Annotated in this window: 16 protein-coding genes; 13 read left to right on the top strand and 3 right to left on the bottom strand. The window is 38.1% G+C overall.

Going from position 1 to position 16,691, the window contains the following annotated elements; genetic code table 11:
- Positions 1 to 18: 18 nt before the first annotated feature.
- The 5 genes from AMET_RS20960 (at position 19) to AMET_RS20940 (ending at position 5,674) form a co-directional block, all read left to right on the top strand.
- Entirely contained in the window at positions 19 to 1,890 is a 1,872-nt protein-coding gene (locus tag AMET_RS20960) for a PTS mannitol transporter subunit IICBA (protein ID WP_012065295.1), read from the top strand.
- 38 nt (positions 1,891 to 1,928) lie between these two features.
- Positions 1,929 to 2,879, top strand: a complete 951-nt coding sequence (gene pfkB / locus AMET_RS20955) for a 1-phosphofructokinase (protein ID WP_012065294.1) — start codon at positions 1,929 to 1,931, stop codon at positions 2,877 to 2,879.
- The gene (locus tag AMET_RS20950) at positions 2,880 to 4,145 is read left to right on the top strand and encodes a zinc-binding dehydrogenase (RefSeq protein WP_012065293.1); all 1,266 of its coding nucleotides are present in this window, start codon (positions 2,880 to 2,882) and stop codon (positions 4,143 to 4,145) included.
- A gap of 166 nt (positions 4,146 to 4,311) precedes the next feature.
- Positions 4,312 to 4,647, top strand: coding sequence for a 4a-hydroxytetrahydrobiopterin dehydratase (locus tag AMET_RS20945; RefSeq protein WP_012065292.1), 336 nt, complete (start codon positions 4,312 to 4,314; stop codon positions 4,645 to 4,647).
- A gap of 280 nt (positions 4,648 to 4,927) precedes the next feature.
- Positions 4,928 to 5,674: a ZIP family metal transporter gene (locus AMET_RS20940; RefSeq protein WP_012065291.1), complete on the top strand. Its 747-nt coding sequence runs from the start codon at positions 4,928 to 4,930 to the stop codon at positions 5,672 to 5,674.
- A 180-nt stretch (positions 5,675 to 5,854) separates the two neighbouring features.
- Here AMET_RS20940 and AMET_RS20935 read toward each other — a convergent pair whose 3' ends face one another.
- Positions 5,855 to 6,151, bottom strand: coding sequence for a YciI family protein (locus AMET_RS20935; protein ID WP_012065290.1), 297 nt, complete (start codon positions 6,149 to 6,151; stop codon positions 5,855 to 5,857).
- A gap of 317 nt (positions 6,152 to 6,468) precedes the next feature.
- Here AMET_RS20935 and AMET_RS20930 point away from each other — a divergent pair, with 317 nt between their 5' ends.
- Positions 6,469 to 7,326: an amidohydrolase family protein gene (locus tag AMET_RS20930; protein WP_012065289.1), complete on the top strand. Its 858-nt coding sequence runs from the start codon at positions 6,469 to 6,471 to the stop codon at positions 7,324 to 7,326.
- A 45-nt stretch (positions 7,327 to 7,371) separates the two neighbouring features.
- Here the strand turns inward: AMET_RS20930 and AMET_RS20925 are convergent, their stop codons facing one another.
- Positions 7,372 to 8,202 carry a YihY/virulence factor BrkB family protein gene (locus tag AMET_RS20925; protein WP_012065288.1) on the bottom strand — a complete coding sequence of 277 codons (831 nt, stop codon included), beginning with the start codon at positions 8,200 to 8,202 and terminating at the stop codon, positions 7,372 to 7,374.
- Positions 8,203 to 8,454: 252 nt separating this feature from the next.
- Between AMET_RS20925 and AMET_RS20920 the strand changes: the two genes are divergently transcribed.
- From AMET_RS20920 to AMET_RS20910, 3 genes are all read left to right on the top strand, one after another.
- On the top strand, positions 8,455 to 9,603 hold the full coding sequence (locus AMET_RS20920) for a baeRF7 domain-containing protein (protein ID WP_041721190.1): 1,149 nt from the start codon (positions 8,455 to 8,457) through the stop codon (positions 9,601 to 9,603).
- Positions 9,604 to 9,794: 191 nt separating this feature from the next.
- Positions 9,795 to 10,454, top strand: a complete 660-nt coding sequence (gene trhA, locus AMET_RS20915; protein WP_012065286.1) for a PAQR family membrane homeostasis protein TrhA — start codon at positions 9,795 to 9,797, stop codon at positions 10,452 to 10,454.
- A 156-nt stretch (positions 10,455 to 10,610) separates the two neighbouring features.
- Positions 10,611 to 11,102 carry a ferritin-like domain-containing protein gene (locus AMET_RS20910; RefSeq protein WP_012065285.1) on the top strand — a complete coding sequence of 164 codons (492 nt, stop codon included), beginning with the start codon at positions 10,611 to 10,613 and terminating at the stop codon, positions 11,100 to 11,102.
- 49 nt (positions 11,103 to 11,151) lie between these two features.
- On the opposite strand, the gene cuyB is transcribed toward AMET_RS20910, so the two are convergent.
- Positions 11,152 to 11,883, bottom strand: coding sequence for a cysteate racemase (gene cuyB / locus AMET_RS20905; protein WP_012065284.1), 732 nt, complete (start codon positions 11,881 to 11,883; stop codon positions 11,152 to 11,154).
- A 183-nt stretch (positions 11,884 to 12,066) separates the two neighbouring features.
- Between cuyB and AMET_RS20900 the strand changes: the two genes are divergently transcribed.
- From AMET_RS20900 to AMET_RS20885, 4 genes are all read left to right on the top strand, one after another.
- On the top strand, positions 12,067 to 12,774 hold the full coding sequence (locus AMET_RS20900; protein ID WP_012065283.1) for a M48 family metallopeptidase: 708 nt from the start codon (positions 12,067 to 12,069) through the stop codon (positions 12,772 to 12,774).
- Positions 12,775 to 12,862: 88 nt separating this feature from the next.
- Positions 12,863 to 14,206: an MATE family efflux transporter gene (locus AMET_RS20895; RefSeq protein WP_012065282.1), complete on the top strand. Its 1,344-nt coding sequence runs from the start codon at positions 12,863 to 12,865 to the stop codon at positions 14,204 to 14,206.
- A 71-nt stretch (positions 14,207 to 14,277) separates the two neighbouring features.
- On the top strand, positions 14,278 to 14,961 hold the full coding sequence (locus tag AMET_RS20890; protein ID WP_012065281.1) for a uracil-DNA glycosylase: 684 nt from the start codon (positions 14,278 to 14,280) through the stop codon (positions 14,959 to 14,961).
- 58 nt (positions 14,962 to 15,019) lie between these two features.
- Positions 15,020 to 16,684, top strand: coding sequence for a glutamine--tRNA ligase/YqeY domain fusion protein (locus tag AMET_RS20885; protein WP_012065280.1), 1,665 nt, complete (start codon positions 15,020 to 15,022; stop codon positions 16,682 to 16,684).
- Positions 16,685 to 16,691: the final 7 nt, after the last annotated feature.

Raw genomic sequence — 16,691 nt, 5'->3', positions numbered from 1 at the left:
ATGGCGGGAGGGTTATAAATGAATGTTGATACAGTGACAAAGGAGAATCATGTGAATAAGAGTACCCAAGAAAGAATACAGGGCTTCGGAAGATTCCTAAGTGGAATGGTGATGCCAAATATAGGTGCATTCATCGCCTGGGGGTTAATCACAGCGTTGTTTATTCCCACGGGATGGATACCAAATGAAAACTTATCAGAATTAGTCGGACCCATGATCATCTATCTACTTCCATTGTTAATCGGTTATACGGGAGGAAAAATGGTCGGTGGCATAAGGGGTGGGGTAATTGGTGCCGTAGCCACCATGGGTGTTATCGTTGGCGTGGATATACCCATGTTTATTGGGGCCATGCTCATGGGCCCAATAGGGGGATATGCAATCAAGAAATTTGATGAAGCGGTAGAAGGAAAAGTACCAGCAGGCTTTGAAATGCTAGTGAATAACTTTTCAGCAGGCATTATCGGTACCCTGGTAGCACTACTGGCATACCTAGCAATTGGGCCGGTGGTACAAGGACTAAACGACGTGCTCAAGACAGGCGTAGAGGCAATGGTTAATGCAGGTTTTCTACCCTTAAGCTCATTACTCATCGAACCAGGTAAAATCCTATTTCTAAACAACGCCATGAACCATGGGGTGTTAGGACCATTGGGGATGCAAGAGGCAAGTTCATTAGGAAAATCAATCTTCTTCCTATTGGAAACCAACCCGGGACCAGGACTTGGAATCCTACTGGCCTATTGGACGTTTGCAAAGGGAATGGTGAAGCAATCAGCACCAGGAGCCATCATCATTCACTTCTTAGGCGGAATCCATGAAATTTACTTCCCCTATGTACTGATGAATCCAATTTTATTGGTAGCAGTCATGGCAGGAGGAGCCAGTGGCGTCTTAACATTTAGCATATTAGGGGCAGGTCTAGTGGCAACCCCTTCACCAGGAAGTATATTTGCATTAATGGCAATGACTCCACGGGGAGGTTATTTTGTAGTATTAGCAGGGGTAATTGTATCTACAACAGTGAGCTTTCTAATAGCGGCTTACTTCATCAAGAGATCAAACAATAAATTAGATGAAGGTGAATTCACAGAGGCAAAGGAAAAAGTCGCAGAATTTAAGGGCAAAAAATCAACGCTAATAGTGAGTAAAATTATATTTGCATGTGATGCTGGAATGGGCTCAAGTGCCATGGCGGCCACGGGTTTAAGATCAAAATTGAAGGAAATGGGATTGAATATACAAGTCGTTAATATACCAGTTAACGAAATTCCCCATGATGCAGAGCTGGTTATCACCCATGAAGGGTTAACAAACAGAGCTAAGGGAATGGCTCCAAATGCAGAACATATCTCCATTAAAGATTACTTTAATGATCCGGAAATTGATCGTTTAATGACGAGACTCCAAAGTAAAACTGACTTATCAAATATAGTTGAAGTCAGTGAAGTTGAAGAAAATAAGATACTGAGAAAATCAAATATAAAGCTTAATTTAAAAAGTATGGAAAAAGATGAAGCCATAAAAATGGTGGGACAGCTACTGGTAGATAGTGGGTATGTTGATGCCGGATACATTGATGCCATGCTTGAAAGGGAAGCGCAATTGAGTACCTATATAGGAAAGGGTGTCGCAATTCCCCATGGTGTGGGAGCGGCAAAGAGTAAGATTAAGAAATCAGGAATGGCAGTACTACAATTCCCAGAAGGAATATCCTTTGGTGAAGAAACGGTCTATATACTCATCGGCATAGCAGGAGCTGGGAATGAACATTTAAGTATATTATCTAATATTGCTTGTGCTTTTGAGGATGATGACGATGTTGAGATGCTTAAAAGCACAAAAAATGTAGATGAAATCTATCATAAATTTACAGTGGAAGCAATTTAATTGAAATTAACCACAGAGTGGTAAATAGAGGTGAAAAGATGATCGTAACGTTAACGTTAAATCCTGCAGTGGATAAAACCATTGAGATAGATAGTTTTCAAATAAATCATGTGAATCGAGTCTCATCAGCTAGATTAGATGCTGGGGGAAAAGGAATTAATGTATCAAAGGGAGTACATACCCTAGGAGAAAAAAGTAAAGCCATGGGTATTTTAGCCGGAAAATCTGGGCAGTTCATTAAAGAACAATTAGACATTTTAAAAATTGACAATGACTTTTTGTTTGTAGGGGGAGAAACGAGAACCAATATAAAAGTTGTCGATAGAATCAATCATTCAAATACAGATATCAACGAGAAGGGACCGGACATAGCTGAACCTGATTTAGCAGAAGTAATCTGTAAAACATTAGAGGCAGTACATGATGGAGATATTTTAGTTTTATCGGGAAGTGTTCCTAGCAATATAGATAGTAATATTTATGGGGTTTTAATAGCCAGGGCAAAGGAAAAGGGTGTCAAAACAATATTAGATGCAGATGGCGCGCTATTAAAGCAGGGAATAAAGGCAGGACCCTATTTAGTGAAGCCTAATATTTATGAGCTGGAAAGACTTTACAATACCCAGATTACAAGTAAAGAGAAAGCCATAGAGGTTGCAATGGATATTTTTGCATATGGAGTTGAATTGATAGTCATTTCTTTAGGTGAAGAGGGTTCGATCTTGATGACGAAGGAAGAAACCGTAATTGTAGAGGGAATAGAGGTGGACGTCATCAGTACAGTAGGGGCAGGAGACTCAATGGTTGCAGCTCTAGCCGTAGCAATCCATAGGGACTACCCATTAGAAAAAGCAATTAGGTTAGCCACAGCAACAAGTGCGGCCAGCGTCATGACCTCTGGTACCGAAACTGGTGAGATGAATGTGATTGAGCAGTTAGAAAAGAAAGTTAAGTTGATTTCTTATGACAATAGAGAGGTGGTTAAATAAATGAAAACAAAAGCAGTAAGACTATATGGTGCCAATGATTTAAGGTTAGAAGAGTTTGAATTACCTAAAATAAAAGAGGATGAAATACTGGTTAAAGTCATTACCGATAGCATTTGTATGTCAACCTATAAGGCAGCCAGCTTAGGAAAAAATCACAAACGAGTTCCTGAGGATATTCATGAAAATCCCATCATTGTGGGACATGAGTTTGCTGGAGTCATTGTAGAAGTGGGGAAAAAATGGCAGCATCAATTTAAAGCAGGAGATAAATTTGCCATCCAACCGGCTCTGAATTATAAAGGCAGCATGGCTTCTCCAGGTTATTCATACAAGTATTTTGGTGGAAACTGTACCTACACAATCATTCCCCAAGAAGTGATGGAGTTGGGATGCTTACTTCCCTATGAAGGCGAAGCATTCTATGATGCTTCTCTTGCAGAGCCAATGTCATGTATCATAGGGGCCTTCCACGCTTCCTATCATACGGTACCAGGAAAGTATGAACATACGATGGAAATTGTTGAAGGCGGGAAAATGGCACTTTTAGCCGGTGGTGGACCCATGGGATTCGGGGCCATAGACTATATTATTCATCGAGAGAAAAAACCAAGCCTGTTAGTGGTGACAGATCGTAATGATGATAAGATAGAGAGAGCCCAGTCCATTTTCACTCAAGAAGAGGCTAAGAAAAATGGCGTGGAGCTAATCTTTGTTAATACAAACAATGTTGAAAATGTAAGTGAATATTTAATGCAGTTCACAGATGGTACAGGATATGATGATGTCTTTGTGTATGCCCCAGTGAAAGAGTTACTTGAGGATGCTGATAAAATTTTAGGGAGAGATGGATGCCTAAACTTCTTTGCAGGTCCCATTGATACAAATTTTTCAGCACAACTAAATTTCTATAATGTTCACTATGCAGCTACCCACATTGTGGGAACCAGTGGGGGCAATACCGATGACATGAAGGAATCATTACAAATGTCAGCTGAAAAACGCATCAATCCTGCAGTAATGGTGACCCATATAGGTGGCTTGAATTCAGTAGCTGATGCAACTTTGAATCTACCCAATATATCAGGGGGTAAAAAGCTAGTCTATACACATATTGATATGGAATTAACCGCCATAGATGAATTTGAGGAAAAAGGAAAGATAGATCCATTCTTTGCAGGGCTTGCAGAAATCACTGGTAGACATAAGGGCTTATGGTCAGCAGAGGCGGAGAAATACTTATTAGAAGAATATAAAAAGCTAATATAATCTATAGATCGTCCAATCTTAATAAGAGTACGTGGGTATGTGCAGGAAAGTCCTGTGGGTACTCACGGTTTTTTTGTATCATTCTAAGAAAATGTTTATAAGAGAGATTTTTTGTGTGATTGATTTGAGATGAGGGTATCAATAGAATCAAAGGAGAGGATAATTTATGAACAATTTAGCAGAAAAAAAATGTATACCTTGTAGTCTTGGAACACCCCCTTTATCATCTGATGAAATAAAAAGATATATCAGCCAATTGCATGAGGAATGGAAAGTGATCAATGATCACCACCTTGAAAGGGAATTTAAGTTTAAAAACTTTAAAGAGGCTTTAAGTTATACCAATGTTATTGGCCAATTAGCAGAAAAAGAAGGCCATCATCCAGATATGCTTTTATCTTGGGGAAAGGTTAAAATTACATTGTTTACCCATAAAATAGATGGATTAAGTGAGAGTGACTTTGTATTTGCTGCCAAGGTAGATAAACAGCAAAGTGAATGATAAGAAACATTGATAAAAAAAGAGCGATCAATGATAAGAGGTATTGTAAAGGGTCCGTGGATAGTAACAGGTGAAATCTGTGAATATCCACGGGCTTTTTCAGTGTAAGAAGACGTATCAGTTAAATAGTAGAGATGAATTATTTATTGAGTGATAGAGAATGTGTTTACACAATGGCTGAACTGGGTATGAATATCGTAAGCGTCTTATATTAAATAGACTAATGTATTAATACGTATTATTCAAAGTCAATAGGGTGATACGAGTAGAGGAGGTTACTATGGAGAGCTTGTTATATAGTTTTTTTGCCGGTATTTCCACTTCTTTAGGAGTCGTGGTCTTGATTATTTTTGGTAAACCTAGTGAGAAGGTATTGGCAACATTATTAGGCTTTGCTGGTGGCATTATGCTAGCAATTTCTGTTTTTGAGTTGATGCCTGAATCTGTGGCCCTAGGTTCCATGACAAGTGCTTTGATTGGGTTTCTTCTTGGGGCAGGCATGATGTATGGGTTGGACATGGTTCTTCCTCATTCCCACATGTCTGACAGTGACAATCTTGTGGTAGAAAATGAAGGGAATCTTCAATCTGTGGAAAACCCAATGCTAAGGGTGGGCTACTTAATTTTGTTTGGTATTGCCCTTCATAATTTACCAGAGGGGTTAGCCATCGGAGCGGGGCTAGAAGCCAGTCCAGAGTTGGGGATTGCCATAGCTGTAGCCATTGCCCTTCACAATATACCAGAGGGGTTAGCCATGGCGGGTCCATTAAAGGCCGGAGGCCTTTCCTCCATGAAAATATTCTTATTTACCCTTGTGGCAGGATTGATGACACCACTAGGCACTGCCATTGGATTGTTATTCTTTAGAATATCGCCAGTCTTTATAGGGGGTTCCCTTGCCTTTGCCGCAGGAGCCATGATTTATATTGTGAACGATGAATTGATTCCACAGGCCAATGCAATGAGTAGTCATCTTGCTAATGCAGGTCTGATTGCAGGACTTTTATTAGGATTTGTATTTTTGTAGACGAACCATAGGATGAATTGAGTAGTAAACAAGGATGAAGAATAGGGATTGTAGTAGAATGTCCATGAAACGTAAATAATAAGTATTCTATCATGAAAGCCCCGTAGATAAGTGCAGGAGGAATCCTACATGTACCTACAGGGCTTTTAAATTTATACTTTTGAATTACATTTGGTTGCGTTACTCCATAAAGAAAGGAGGCACTTTACAAGCTTTGATTTCTATTATCTTCCACACCTCTCCTGTAACATAGGGCTCGATTTTTAACCACTCGTCAAGATCTTCTCTAGTAGGAAAATCTACAACGAGTACAGAACCTACCATTTTTTCAGTGGCATCTAATATGGCAACTGCATATAAATACTTTCCTTCTTTTTTCATGGAAGCAGCAAGTTCCATATGTTCAGCACGAACCGCAAGACGTCTTTTTAGTGCACCTTCGTCAGTTCCATCATAACCAGTAACTAAAAATTGCATGATATCATCTCCTTTTTTCTATCATATTTCACTTTTTTCTCTTTTATAAGTGTCATGATTATATTCTACGTAAGTTGATGATTTTCCTTTATAAATATAAAAATGTCACCTAGCTTGTTTATCTATAAGTAGATGACCAAAAGTTTTAATTTTAACTTTTAAGACAGTCACTTAGTTTGTTTACCTGTAAAAGGCTTTGGTTTGTACTGGATTGTAGCGGGATTTAATTGGAGACTATTATTTCTAGTATAATGTGCAGTAATGAAAGAAATAATGAGATAGTGACATGATTCAAAAGCATGAGAGAAGGAGAGAGAATGAAGATTATTGATGCCCATTTACATTTTTCTGAGGTTAAACGATTTAGAAATTGCGCTGAGAAGATATCACAAATCAATTATTCCATGGAAGGATTAAAAGAAGACTTTGAAAGCAATGAGATCGTGACTGGCATTGCTATGGGGCTAGAGGAAACTCATGACAAGGCCTTTCCTGATGCGGAACAAAGAAATCCAATGGAGGCAAATCTTGAAGGTACACTACCCTCATGGTTGAAGTACTGCTTAGGGATCAATCCCCTTCAACTTAAAAATGACCCCCTGGGGGAATTCCTTACAATTGAAAGGAAGCTTCAGGAACAAGCTGTGGTGGGTATTAAACTATACCCTGGATATTATCCCGTTGCCGTAACAAATGCCATCTATAGGCCAATTTATCATCTAGCAGAAGCTTATGGAGTTCCCGTCACAATTCATTGTGGAAAAACCTATGCCGTTAAAGGTTATTTACATGATTCCCATCCATTACTCGTCAACCAGGTGGCCCTACAATACCCCAACGTGAAATTTATTATTGCTCATTTGGGTGATCCGTGGGTAATGGACACAGCTGCAATCATTTCGAATAATAGCAATGTTTTTGCAGATCTTTCGGGACTTGTGATTGGAGATCAACAAAGTGTTCGCCAGAGAATGGAGAGCAAACTATTTGTTGAACACATACAAAGAGCCTTAGATTATGCAGCAAGCTATGATAAAATTCTATACGGATCTGACTGGCCACTTGTACAGTTGAATATTTATATTAACTGGATAAAAGGATTAATTGCACAACAATATCACAAGGATGTTTTTTATGAGAATGCCATAAAAGTATATGATGGTTTATTAAAATAAGCTCCCTTACCCTTTGGGTTTTCAGGGAGCTTTTTACATAGTGAGTTACTTTCCACGCTTAGAGAAGACCCATATGGTGGAATTAACCTCTGCCCCCATAAGTACAATGAGGCTACTAAGGTATAACCAAATCAAAAGAATCATAACACCACCAATACTGCCATAGACTCTGGTATAGTTGCCAAAATTATTGACATAATAAGCAAATCCTAGGGAAATCACCACCCATCCTACAGTAGAGAAAAGAGCCCCCCAATAGATATTCTTAAGCTTTAAATGGTAGTTAGGTCCAAAGAGATAAAGCAAAGTAAAGGTAGAGAAAAGAGCTAATAAAGCAACACCATATCGAACAAGACGCCAAGTAGGCTCAAGGAGTGTACTGAGGTTTAATTGGTTGATAAGCATTTCCCCCAGAAGCTGACCAAAAACCAATAGTGTTAAAGAAAATAAAATCATGAATGCAAGACCGATGGTGAAAATAACGCCCATTCCAGCAACCTTCCAAAAAGGACGATCTTCTTTAACATTGTAGGCCTTGTTCATTCCACGAATCATTGCTGAGGTGCCTCTAGATGCTGTCCATAGGGTTCCAAGCATACCAAAGGAGATTAAGGTTGTATTATCAGCAGTGGTGATTTCTAGAATGATTTCTTCTACAAGGGAATAGGCATCATGAGGCAATATAAGGGCAAGTTCATAAAGTGTACGCTCTTCTGTTAGGGGAATATAACCTATGAGGACAATCAAAAATATGAGAAAAGGAAAAAAAGATAAAATCAGATAATAGCTAATTTGGGCCCCTAATGCAGGCACCTCATCTTTGTCAAATTGGTTATAAAGATGTAAAAGCACTTCCTTGATTCGTCGAAAGGACATAAACTCACCTCCATATAGTAAAGTATACAAGATTAATGAAATATATTCAAAGTTATTATGTTTTTAAAATATACCCCTAGGTCAGAGCAAGAAACGGTCATAGGTGCACTTATTTTGAACAGGTGGTACTTGGGGTTAATGTTTATGAGGGCGTATCCAGGGTAAATATTAAATAACTGACAGAAAAAAATGGGGTTACTCACTATGGCACTACTCAATCATAGGAGTCGAAACCTAGAAGGAGGCGTTGTTATGTTTACTAGAGACGAGTTGGACAAACTACTAAGTAACGGCAAAAATTTCAATCTCTCTATTTTTTTAACGACTGGGTCGGAGAATAGGGATCTTCAAAAGGGACGGATTCAATTAAAAAACTTACTGAAAGAAAGTGAAGCTAAATTACTAGAAGCAGGTATTAAAAAGACTGAATTAAGTCATTTCACCCATAATATTGAATCATTATTAGAGGATTCAATGTTCTGGAGTCATCTAGACAAAGGACTTGCGATTTTTGCAACAGAGGAGGACTTTTATTTTTATACGCTTCCGGTTGAATTTGAGCCCATAGCTGTTGTGAAAGATCATTTTTATATTAAACCGCTTTTCCCAACTTTCCAGCGAAACGGACAATTTTATGTTTTAGCCATTAGTCAAAATAAGCTAAGATTATTGTATTGTACCAAGGATGATGTAACGGAAGTTAAACTGAATGATGTCCCAACGAGCCTAGCTGAGGCATTAAAGTATGATGATCTAGGAAATAAGATGCAATTAAATACCAGAACTTCTGGAAATGCGGGAGGACAAAGCTCGGTAGCATATCACGGACACGGAGCTGGTATGGAAGAGGATAAGACCAACATACTACGCTATTTTCAAGAAGTTAATGCAGGGTTAGTAAAGTATTTCAACAACGATTCAATTCCCCTGATATTAGCGGGGGTAGCATATCTATTTCCTATTTATAAAGAAGCCAATAAGTATCGTAGTCTATTGGAACAAGGAATCACAGGGAACCCTGAAGAAGCATCTAATAAAGAATTGCAACAGCAGGGATGGACAATCATGGAACCTTATTTAAAGAAAGAAGAAATAGAAATAAAAGAAAAGTATAATGATCTCAAGAGCACAGGAAAAGCATCCAACGATTTAAGTAGTATTGTGTCATCTGCTTATAACCAAAGAGTGGAAGTTTTGTTCATAGCTAAAGGACAACATGTATGGGGCAGATTTGACAAGAAAAAGAATGAATTAAAGCACTACCATGAACAAAATGAAGATAGTGAGGACATATTAGACTTCACAGCTTTTCATACATTTACCAATGGTGGAAAGGTATATGTAATGGAAAAAGAGGAAATGCCATGTGAAGGGGCTATTGCAGCTATTTATCGATATTAGATATGATGAGTTGATGAGCGAGGCATAAAACTGCCTCGCTTTTTCAATTTTAATTACTCAGGTTGTATGGTATGATATTGATGATAAGAAAGTATAAAAAAGAACTAAATTGGAATATAATAACATTATAATTAAGTAGTAGGCCAATTTTAATAAGTTGAAAGTATCGTGTAACGGGGAGGGAAGACTAATTGAACGTAGAGGACTCAAAAATAAAAGCGCACTCAATTAAAGAAGAGATTGCAAACAGCATTACCCATGGAATGGGAGTGGTGTTTAGTATCGTTGCATTGACCATTTTATTGGTTTATTCAATTTGGAATCGAAACACTGCAGCTATTGTGGGGTTTAGTATATATGGATTTTGCTCCATCGTCTTATATGTGGCATCAACCCTTTATCATAGCTTCCAAAAAGAAAAAGTCAAAAAAATCTTAAGGGTTTTTGATCATGCATCCATCTATTTGTTCATAGCGGGAACCTATACGCCTATTGCGCTATTAGCAATGAAGGGGTATTGGCGAATTGGAATATTGTCTACTGTCTGGACAATCGCACTCCTTGGGATTGTGTTTAAAATCGTTACATTTAATAAATTTGAAAAGTACAAAGCACTCTCTCTAGGGATTTATATTGCAATGGGATGGATTATTGTGATTGCCATTAAACCCATGCTTGAAATGATTCCATTGGGCTTCTTTGTGTGGCTTTTGGCAGGTGGAATGGCCTATACTGTAGGCACAATTTTTTATGCTATTAAAAAAATTCCATATAATCATGCCATTTGGCACCTTTTCGTGTTAGCAGGAGGCGTACTACATTTTCTAGGTATTTTTAGATATCTTGTTTAAAGATTTGTGGTGCAAATGGAGGCTTTAACCATGTTATTTAGTAGAACTAGATCATAAGATATGATTTAGTTCTATTTTTTGTCTATATAATAGGAAGATATGGGTAAAAATAAGATAGCACTTTTATTAGAGAGATAGTATAAAGGAGGAATTTGGATGATAAAAGAGGAATTAGATGCAATTAAGCAGGCCATTTTGAATGAGGTTGAAGGATTTGAATTTTATCAAATGGCAGCAAAGCAAGCTGGAACAGAGGAAAGCAAAGAGGCCTTTATGGCCTTGGCCAAAGAGGAACTTGAACACGCAGAGTACTTAAAGGACTTATTCAATAAAGTAAAAGATAATCAGGGAGAAGACTTTGAATTGGCATTTGTATCAGAACCACCATCTCCCAATATTTATCAATGGAGCAAGATGGATAAGCAATACACCAGCTTAGGCATGTCGGTATTTGGTATCGGTATTCAAATGGAAAAGGATTCAATTGAATTTTATAAAGAAGCCAAAAAGAATACCAAATTAGAACAAGCGGAAAAATTGTATGATCTGCTAATTAAGTGGGAATTTGTTCATTTAAATCAATTTACAGAGCAATACAATGTTTACAAAGAAGAGTGGTGGGCAGAACAGGGCTTTGCTCCTTATTAAAGACACAAGACAGTGATTGTCTCACATCAGACAATCACTGTCTATTTATTTATAAAACGAGACCTAATTCAGGGGAGTTGAAAGGTAGGGCGAAATCAATGGATTTTTGAGCTAATAAATCCAGAGGATCAATTAGGGGTAAATCTAAATGGCTTTGCTTTAAGACAAGACTGATTTCCGTGCAGCCTGCCAATACACCCTCTGCCCCTTGCTGTTTCAATTTATCAATAACACCAACGATCCTATTGATTACTTCGGGAGATTGATTTCCAGCTTTGATTCCATTATTGCCATAGATGATGTCCATTAACTCATGCTCTTGGGTGCGAGGATCTGGAAAAATCAAAGCTTTCTCTTGAATAGAGCGCTGTAGGAGCTGGGTCTGTTTTGTTCCAGAAGTAGCCAGGACCCCTATGGCTTTTATTGAAGAAAGCTCTGATTTGAGATGATCGTCTATCAGCTGTAGTGCATTGACAATCGGGATGTTGATTTCTTGCTGTAGCGATTCAATATAATAGTGAGCGGTAATACATGGAATGATAAGAATACCGGCTCCAATACTTTCTAGCTGACGTGCTGATTTAATCATGGCATGTAGAGGACTTACTCCTTGATAAAGGATTGCCTTGGTGCGATCAGGGATTTTACAATTACTATCAATGATGACATGGATATGATCAGCATCGGATTTTGCATTAGTCTGTGCAATGATTCGGCTAAAGAGATCACAGGTGGCTGCAGGCCCCATACCACCTAATATACCAACTACTTTTTCACTCATTTTATACACCCCATACCCCGGTTATTTAGAATATTTAGAAAAAAGTAAAATATTCCATCTATTAGTTATTATATGACAAGATTAGATTTTTTTCCATCGTGGGTGAAAACTTTCTAAGCTTTATTTTGAATAGAGGAGTGAAAGTATATTATAATGAATGTATTAGCATAGGGGGGACAATCATTGCAGGTACAATTGAAAAACGAAACCATAGATATAGTAGTAGAACATAGGAATAGAAAGACTGTGGAAATTCAAATCAAACCACCTGGGGTGGTGAAGGTGCTGGTGCCTAAAAGGGTGGTGCATAAAGATGTTGTCAGTGTGCTTCAGTCAAAGCAAGAGTGGATTGAGATTAAGCTTGCTGAAGTAAGGGAAAAGGAAAAACATCGGAAAGAATACACATTTACCAATGGAGAGAATTTTCTTTATCTAGGAGAGCGCTTTCCATTAAGGCTGGTAAAGGACGAGACGGTACCCATTCCCATGGTGGAACTAGTTCAAGGGGGATTATGTGTTTGGAGCGATGTAATTGAAGCTGAACAGGTAAGAAGAGCTCTAGAGACTTGGTATCGGAGGCAGACATCTGAAAGGGTACTACATTATATAGAAAAGCATAAGATGCAATTAAACTGCATGCCTGTAAATGTAAAGGTCAAGGAACAGAAGAAACGCTGGGGAAGTTGTAGTAGCAGGGGGAACTTGATGTTTAACTGGCGATTATCCATGGCACCTGAAAGGGTGTTGGAGTATGTTGTTGTCCATGAAATGTGTCATTTAATCTATTTCAATCATTCAAAGGATTTTTGGCATTTGGTGGAGAGCTGTATTCCTGATTATAAAATCAGAAAAAAGTGGTTGAAAACCCATGGGATGAGCGTTTATCTGTAAGGGTGGGAGAGACTAGGAAAATATGTTAAAATACTAATACATGGGATGAAATCATTTCATTAAAGAAGTGTTAAGAAAGGTGTCACTAATGGAGAATAACGTAGACTTGACTAAGGATAATGTAACGAAACTATTTTTAAAATATTTGATTCCCAGTATCGCCTCCACATTGGTCTTATCTTTATGTATTTTATTTGATACCATCTTTATAGCCAGAGGGGTAGGGAGTGAGGGGTTAGCAGCTTTAAATATTGCCATTCCTCTTTTTAGTATATTGATTGGCACAGGACTTCTGTTTGGTATAGGAGGAGCTGCGGCCTTTTCTATTTCAATGGGACAGAAAAGACAGGAGCAGGCAAAGGTGTTTTTTACCCACAGTGTGATCATGGCTTGTGTTGTAGGCCTATTGTTTAGTATCATTGGCTTGCTTTTTTCTGAAAGAATTTCCTATTTATTAGGGGCTACTTCTGAAAACATTGGACTGGTCAATGGATATGTAGGTATTTTACTTCCATTTGGATTTTTCTTTTTAGTGAATCAAACCGTAGCCGTTTTTGTGAGAAATGATCAAGCACCAAAGCTTGCCATGTGGAGCATGATTATTGGAAATGTGATTAATATTGTACTTGACGCACTATTTATTTTTCATTTTCAGTGGGGCATGAAAGGGGCTGCCATTGCCACTGGCATTGCCAATGCAGTTAGTCTTCTGATACTCTGTATTCATTTCTTTAGCAAAGAGAATCGTCTTGTATTCATTAGGGTCATGCCTCATTATAAAACAGTTAGGCGAATCATAGGGAATGGGTTCTCAAGCTTTATATTAGAACTTTCTTTTGGGATTGTCATTTTTGCCTTTAACACAGTATTGCTATCGATTAAGGGGACTCTGGCTGTTTCTGCCTATAGTATTATTGCCAATGTTTCTATCATATTTATTGCGATTTTCATTGGTGTTTCCCAAGCGATGCAACCCATTGTGAGTGTGAATTATGGTGCAAGAAAAAAGGAACGGGTACAGGAGGTATTAAGATTTGCTATTTATATTTCTTTAGGCCTTAGCCTATTCTTTTTTGGAGTGGGAATGCTCTTTCCGCATTGGATTGTCTCCCTCTTTACCCCTGATAGTCAGGAATTGATTGATATAACGGTGCAAGGAATCTATATCTATTTTACAGGTTTTTTATTTACAGGAATTAACATTATTATGGCAGCCTACTTTCAAGCCATTGAATACCGCATGTATGCCACGATATTAACCATGAGTCGCGGTGTTATTTTCATATTATTAGGGCTCATCATATTCCCTAATTTATTTGGAATCCTTGGGGTTTGGATGACGGGGCCATTGGCCGAGCTACTGACCTTTGGATGTATGCTTTTTCTTGCAGTCAGAGTAAAGCAGCAGGTGAAGAAAAGAAGCATCGAGTAAAAGGTAATGAAAGGATTATTCTATAACAGAGGGAGATTTAATCAAAAACACAGGAATTAGAGGTGAATGAAATGTCTGTTTTACATAATGATTGGGCACCGATTGTAGAGGAAGAATATGAAAAAACATATTATCTGAAATTGAAACAGTTTTTAATGGAAGAATATAGAACAAAAACAGTTTATCCAGATGAAGGCGATATTTTTAATGCACTACAGCTTACGCCCTTTGGGAAGGTGAAGGCGGTTATATTAGGACAGGATCCCTATCACGGTCCAGGGCAAGCCCATGGGTTGAGTTTTTCTGTGAAGCCAGGCGTGAAGACACCACCATCCCTTAAGAATATATTCAAAGAGTTGAATGGGGATCTAGGATATGATATTCCGGAACACGGTTATTTAAACCAATGGGCCCAAGAGGGTGTATTGATGCTTAATACTGTTTTAACAGTGCGTAGGGGAGAACCTAACTCCCATAAAGGTGCTGGATGGGAGCAATTTACAGATCAGATTATTAAGCGACTTAATGAAAGAGAGACGGCTATGGTTTTCATCTTATGGGGAAAAAATGCCCAAGAGAAGGAAGCGCTCATTACAAATCCCCAGCATCATATTATTAAATCACCACACCCCAGTCCTTTTTCTGCTCATCGAGGTTTCTTTGGCAGTCATCCCTTTTCTAAAACCAATGATTTTTTAAGGGGTGTAGGAATAGAAGAAATAAATTGGAACATAGAAAAAAGTTCGGATTTATGATATATTTATTTAAATATAGAAATAATAGATTAAGTGAAGGAAAGGAAAGGAGTATCTTATGGAGAACAAACCTAGCAGTTCGAATTTTATTAAAAATATTGTGATACAAGATCTGGAATCAGGTAAGCATAAAGAAATTATTACGCGTTTTCCTCCAGAACCAAATGGTTACTTACATATTGGACATGCCAAGTCCATCGTATTAAATTTTGATTTGGCTGACGAATTTAAAGGAACAACAAACTTGAGATTTGATGATACAAACCCATTAAAAGAGGATACAGAATATGTTGAGTCTATTAAAGAGGATGTCAAATGGTTGGGATTTGATTGGGATGCACTTTATTTTGCTTCAGACTATTTTGAAGAAATGTATCAGAGGGCTGTCCTATTAATCAAAAAAGGAAAGGCCTATGTATGTGACTTAACCGCTGACGAAATCCGAGAAACAAGGGGAACTCTAAAGCATCCTGGGAAGGAAAGTCCTTATCGCAATCGCTCTGTGGAAGAAAACGTAGATTTATTTGAAAAAATGAAAAACGGTCAGTTTGTAGATGGACAAAAGGTATTAAGGGCTAAGATTGACATGACTTCTCCAAATATGAATATGAGAGATCCTGTACTTTATCGAATTGCCCACACCACACATCACAACACAGGTGATCAATGGTGTATTTATCCAATGTATGACTACGCCCATCCTTTAGAGGATGCCATTGAGGATGTGACCCATTCAATCTGTACATTAGAGTTTGAAGATCACAGACCTCTATATAACTGGGTTGTTGAGGAATGTGAAATGCCTTCGCAGCCGCAACAAATTGAATTTGCTCGATTAAACATAACCAATACAGTGATGAGTAAAAGATTCCTTAAACAACTAGTCGATGAAGGCGTCGTTAATAGCTGGGATGACCCTAGAATGCCCACTATCGCTGGTCTAAGAAGAAGAGGATACACGGCCAATGCCATTCGAAACTTCTGTAGGGAAATTGGTGTAGCCAAGGCCCATAGTGTGGTAGACTCTCAGATGCTAGAGCATTTTATTCGGGAGGATCTCAATGAAAATGCACCAAGAACAATGGCAGTTCTGCGACCACTCAAGATAGTTATTACCAATTATCCTGAGGGGCAAGTAGAGATGTTAGAGGCAGAAAATCACCCTGGTGATGAATCAATGGGTACACGTCAAATTCCTTTTTCAAGAGAAATCTATATTGAGCAAGAGGATTTTATGGAGAATCCACCTAAGAAGTATTTTAGACTCTTCCCAGGAAATGAAGTGCGCCTAAAGCATGCTTACTTTATTAAGTGTCATGATGTGGTAAAGGATGCAGATGGAAATGTAGTAGAAATCCATTGTACCTATGATCCGGAAACCAAGAGTGGTACAGGATTTACAGGGAGAAAGGTAAAGGGAACATTGCACTGGGTTAACGCACAGGAGGCAATTGCAGCGGAATTTAGGCTGTATGAACCCTTAATTTTAGATAGTGAAAAGCAAGTAGAAGAGGGTCAGGAAGAAAAAAGTTTCTTAGATAAAATCAATCCTCAATCCATTGAAGTGATCCAAGGTTTTGTGGAACCCAATATGCAAAAGGCTAAAGGACAAGATAAATTTCAATTATTTAGACATGGATATTTCAACGTGGATCCAAAGGACACAACAGCAGAGAAGCTAGTATTTAATCAGATTGTATCCTTAAAGAGTTCATTTAAATAAGTAAGTA

The organism is Alkaliphilus metalliredigens QYMF, assembly GCF_000016985.1.
Lineage (GTDB): Bacteria > Bacillota > Clostridia > Peptostreptococcales > Natronincolaceae > Alkaliphilus_A > Alkaliphilus_A metalliredigens.
The sequence above is the reverse complement of the archived record's forward strand: the minus strand, read 5'-3'. Positions and strand labels throughout refer to the sequence as shown.

Bases quoted from the DNA above. Each gene is read 5' to 3' on its own strand.
- AMET_RS20960 (WP_012065295.1), top strand. From the start codon at position 19: ATGAATGTTGATACAGTGACAAAGGAGAATCATGTGAATAAGAGTACC.
- pfkB (WP_012065294.1), top strand. From the start codon at position 1,929: ATGATCGTAACGTTAACGTTAAATCCTGCAGTGGATAAAACCATTGAG.
- AMET_RS20950 (WP_012065293.1), top strand. From the start codon at position 2,880: ATGAAAACAAAAGCAGTAAGACTATATGGTGCCAATGATTTAAGGTTA.
- AMET_RS20945 (WP_012065292.1), top strand. From the start codon at position 4,312: ATGAACAATTTAGCAGAAAAAAAATGTATACCTTGTAGTCTTGGAACA.
- AMET_RS20940 (WP_012065291.1), top strand. From the start codon at position 4,928: ATGGAGAGCTTGTTATATAGTTTTTTTGCCGGTATTTCCACTTCTTTA.
- AMET_RS20935 (WP_012065290.1), bottom strand. From the start codon at position 6,151: ATGCAATTTTTAGTTACTGGTTATGATGGAACTGACGAAGGTGCACTA.
- AMET_RS20930 (WP_012065289.1), top strand. From the start codon at position 6,469: ATGAAGATTATTGATGCCCATTTACATTTTTCTGAGGTTAAACGATTT.
- AMET_RS20925 (WP_012065288.1), bottom strand. From the start codon at position 8,202: ATGTCCTTTCGACGAATCAAGGAAGTGCTTTTACATCTTTATAACCAA.
- AMET_RS20920 (WP_041721190.1), top strand. From the start codon at position 8,455: ATGTTTACTAGAGACGAGTTGGACAAACTACTAAGTAACGGCAAAAAT.
- AMET_RS20910 (WP_012065285.1), top strand. From the start codon at position 10,611: ATGATAAAAGAGGAATTAGATGCAATTAAGCAGGCCATTTTGAATGAG.
- cuyB (WP_012065284.1), bottom strand. From the start codon at position 11,883: ATGAGTGAAAAAGTAGTTGGTATATTAGGTGGTATGGGGCCTGCAGCC.
- AMET_RS20895 (WP_012065282.1), top strand. From the start codon at position 12,863: ATGGAGAATAACGTAGACTTGACTAAGGATAATGTAACGAAACTATTT.
- AMET_RS20890 (WP_012065281.1), top strand. From the start codon at position 14,278: ATGTCTGTTTTACATAATGATTGGGCACCGATTGTAGAGGAAGAATAT.
- AMET_RS20885 (WP_012065280.1), top strand. From the start codon at position 15,020: ATGGAGAACAAACCTAGCAGTTCGAATTTTATTAAAAATATTGTGATA.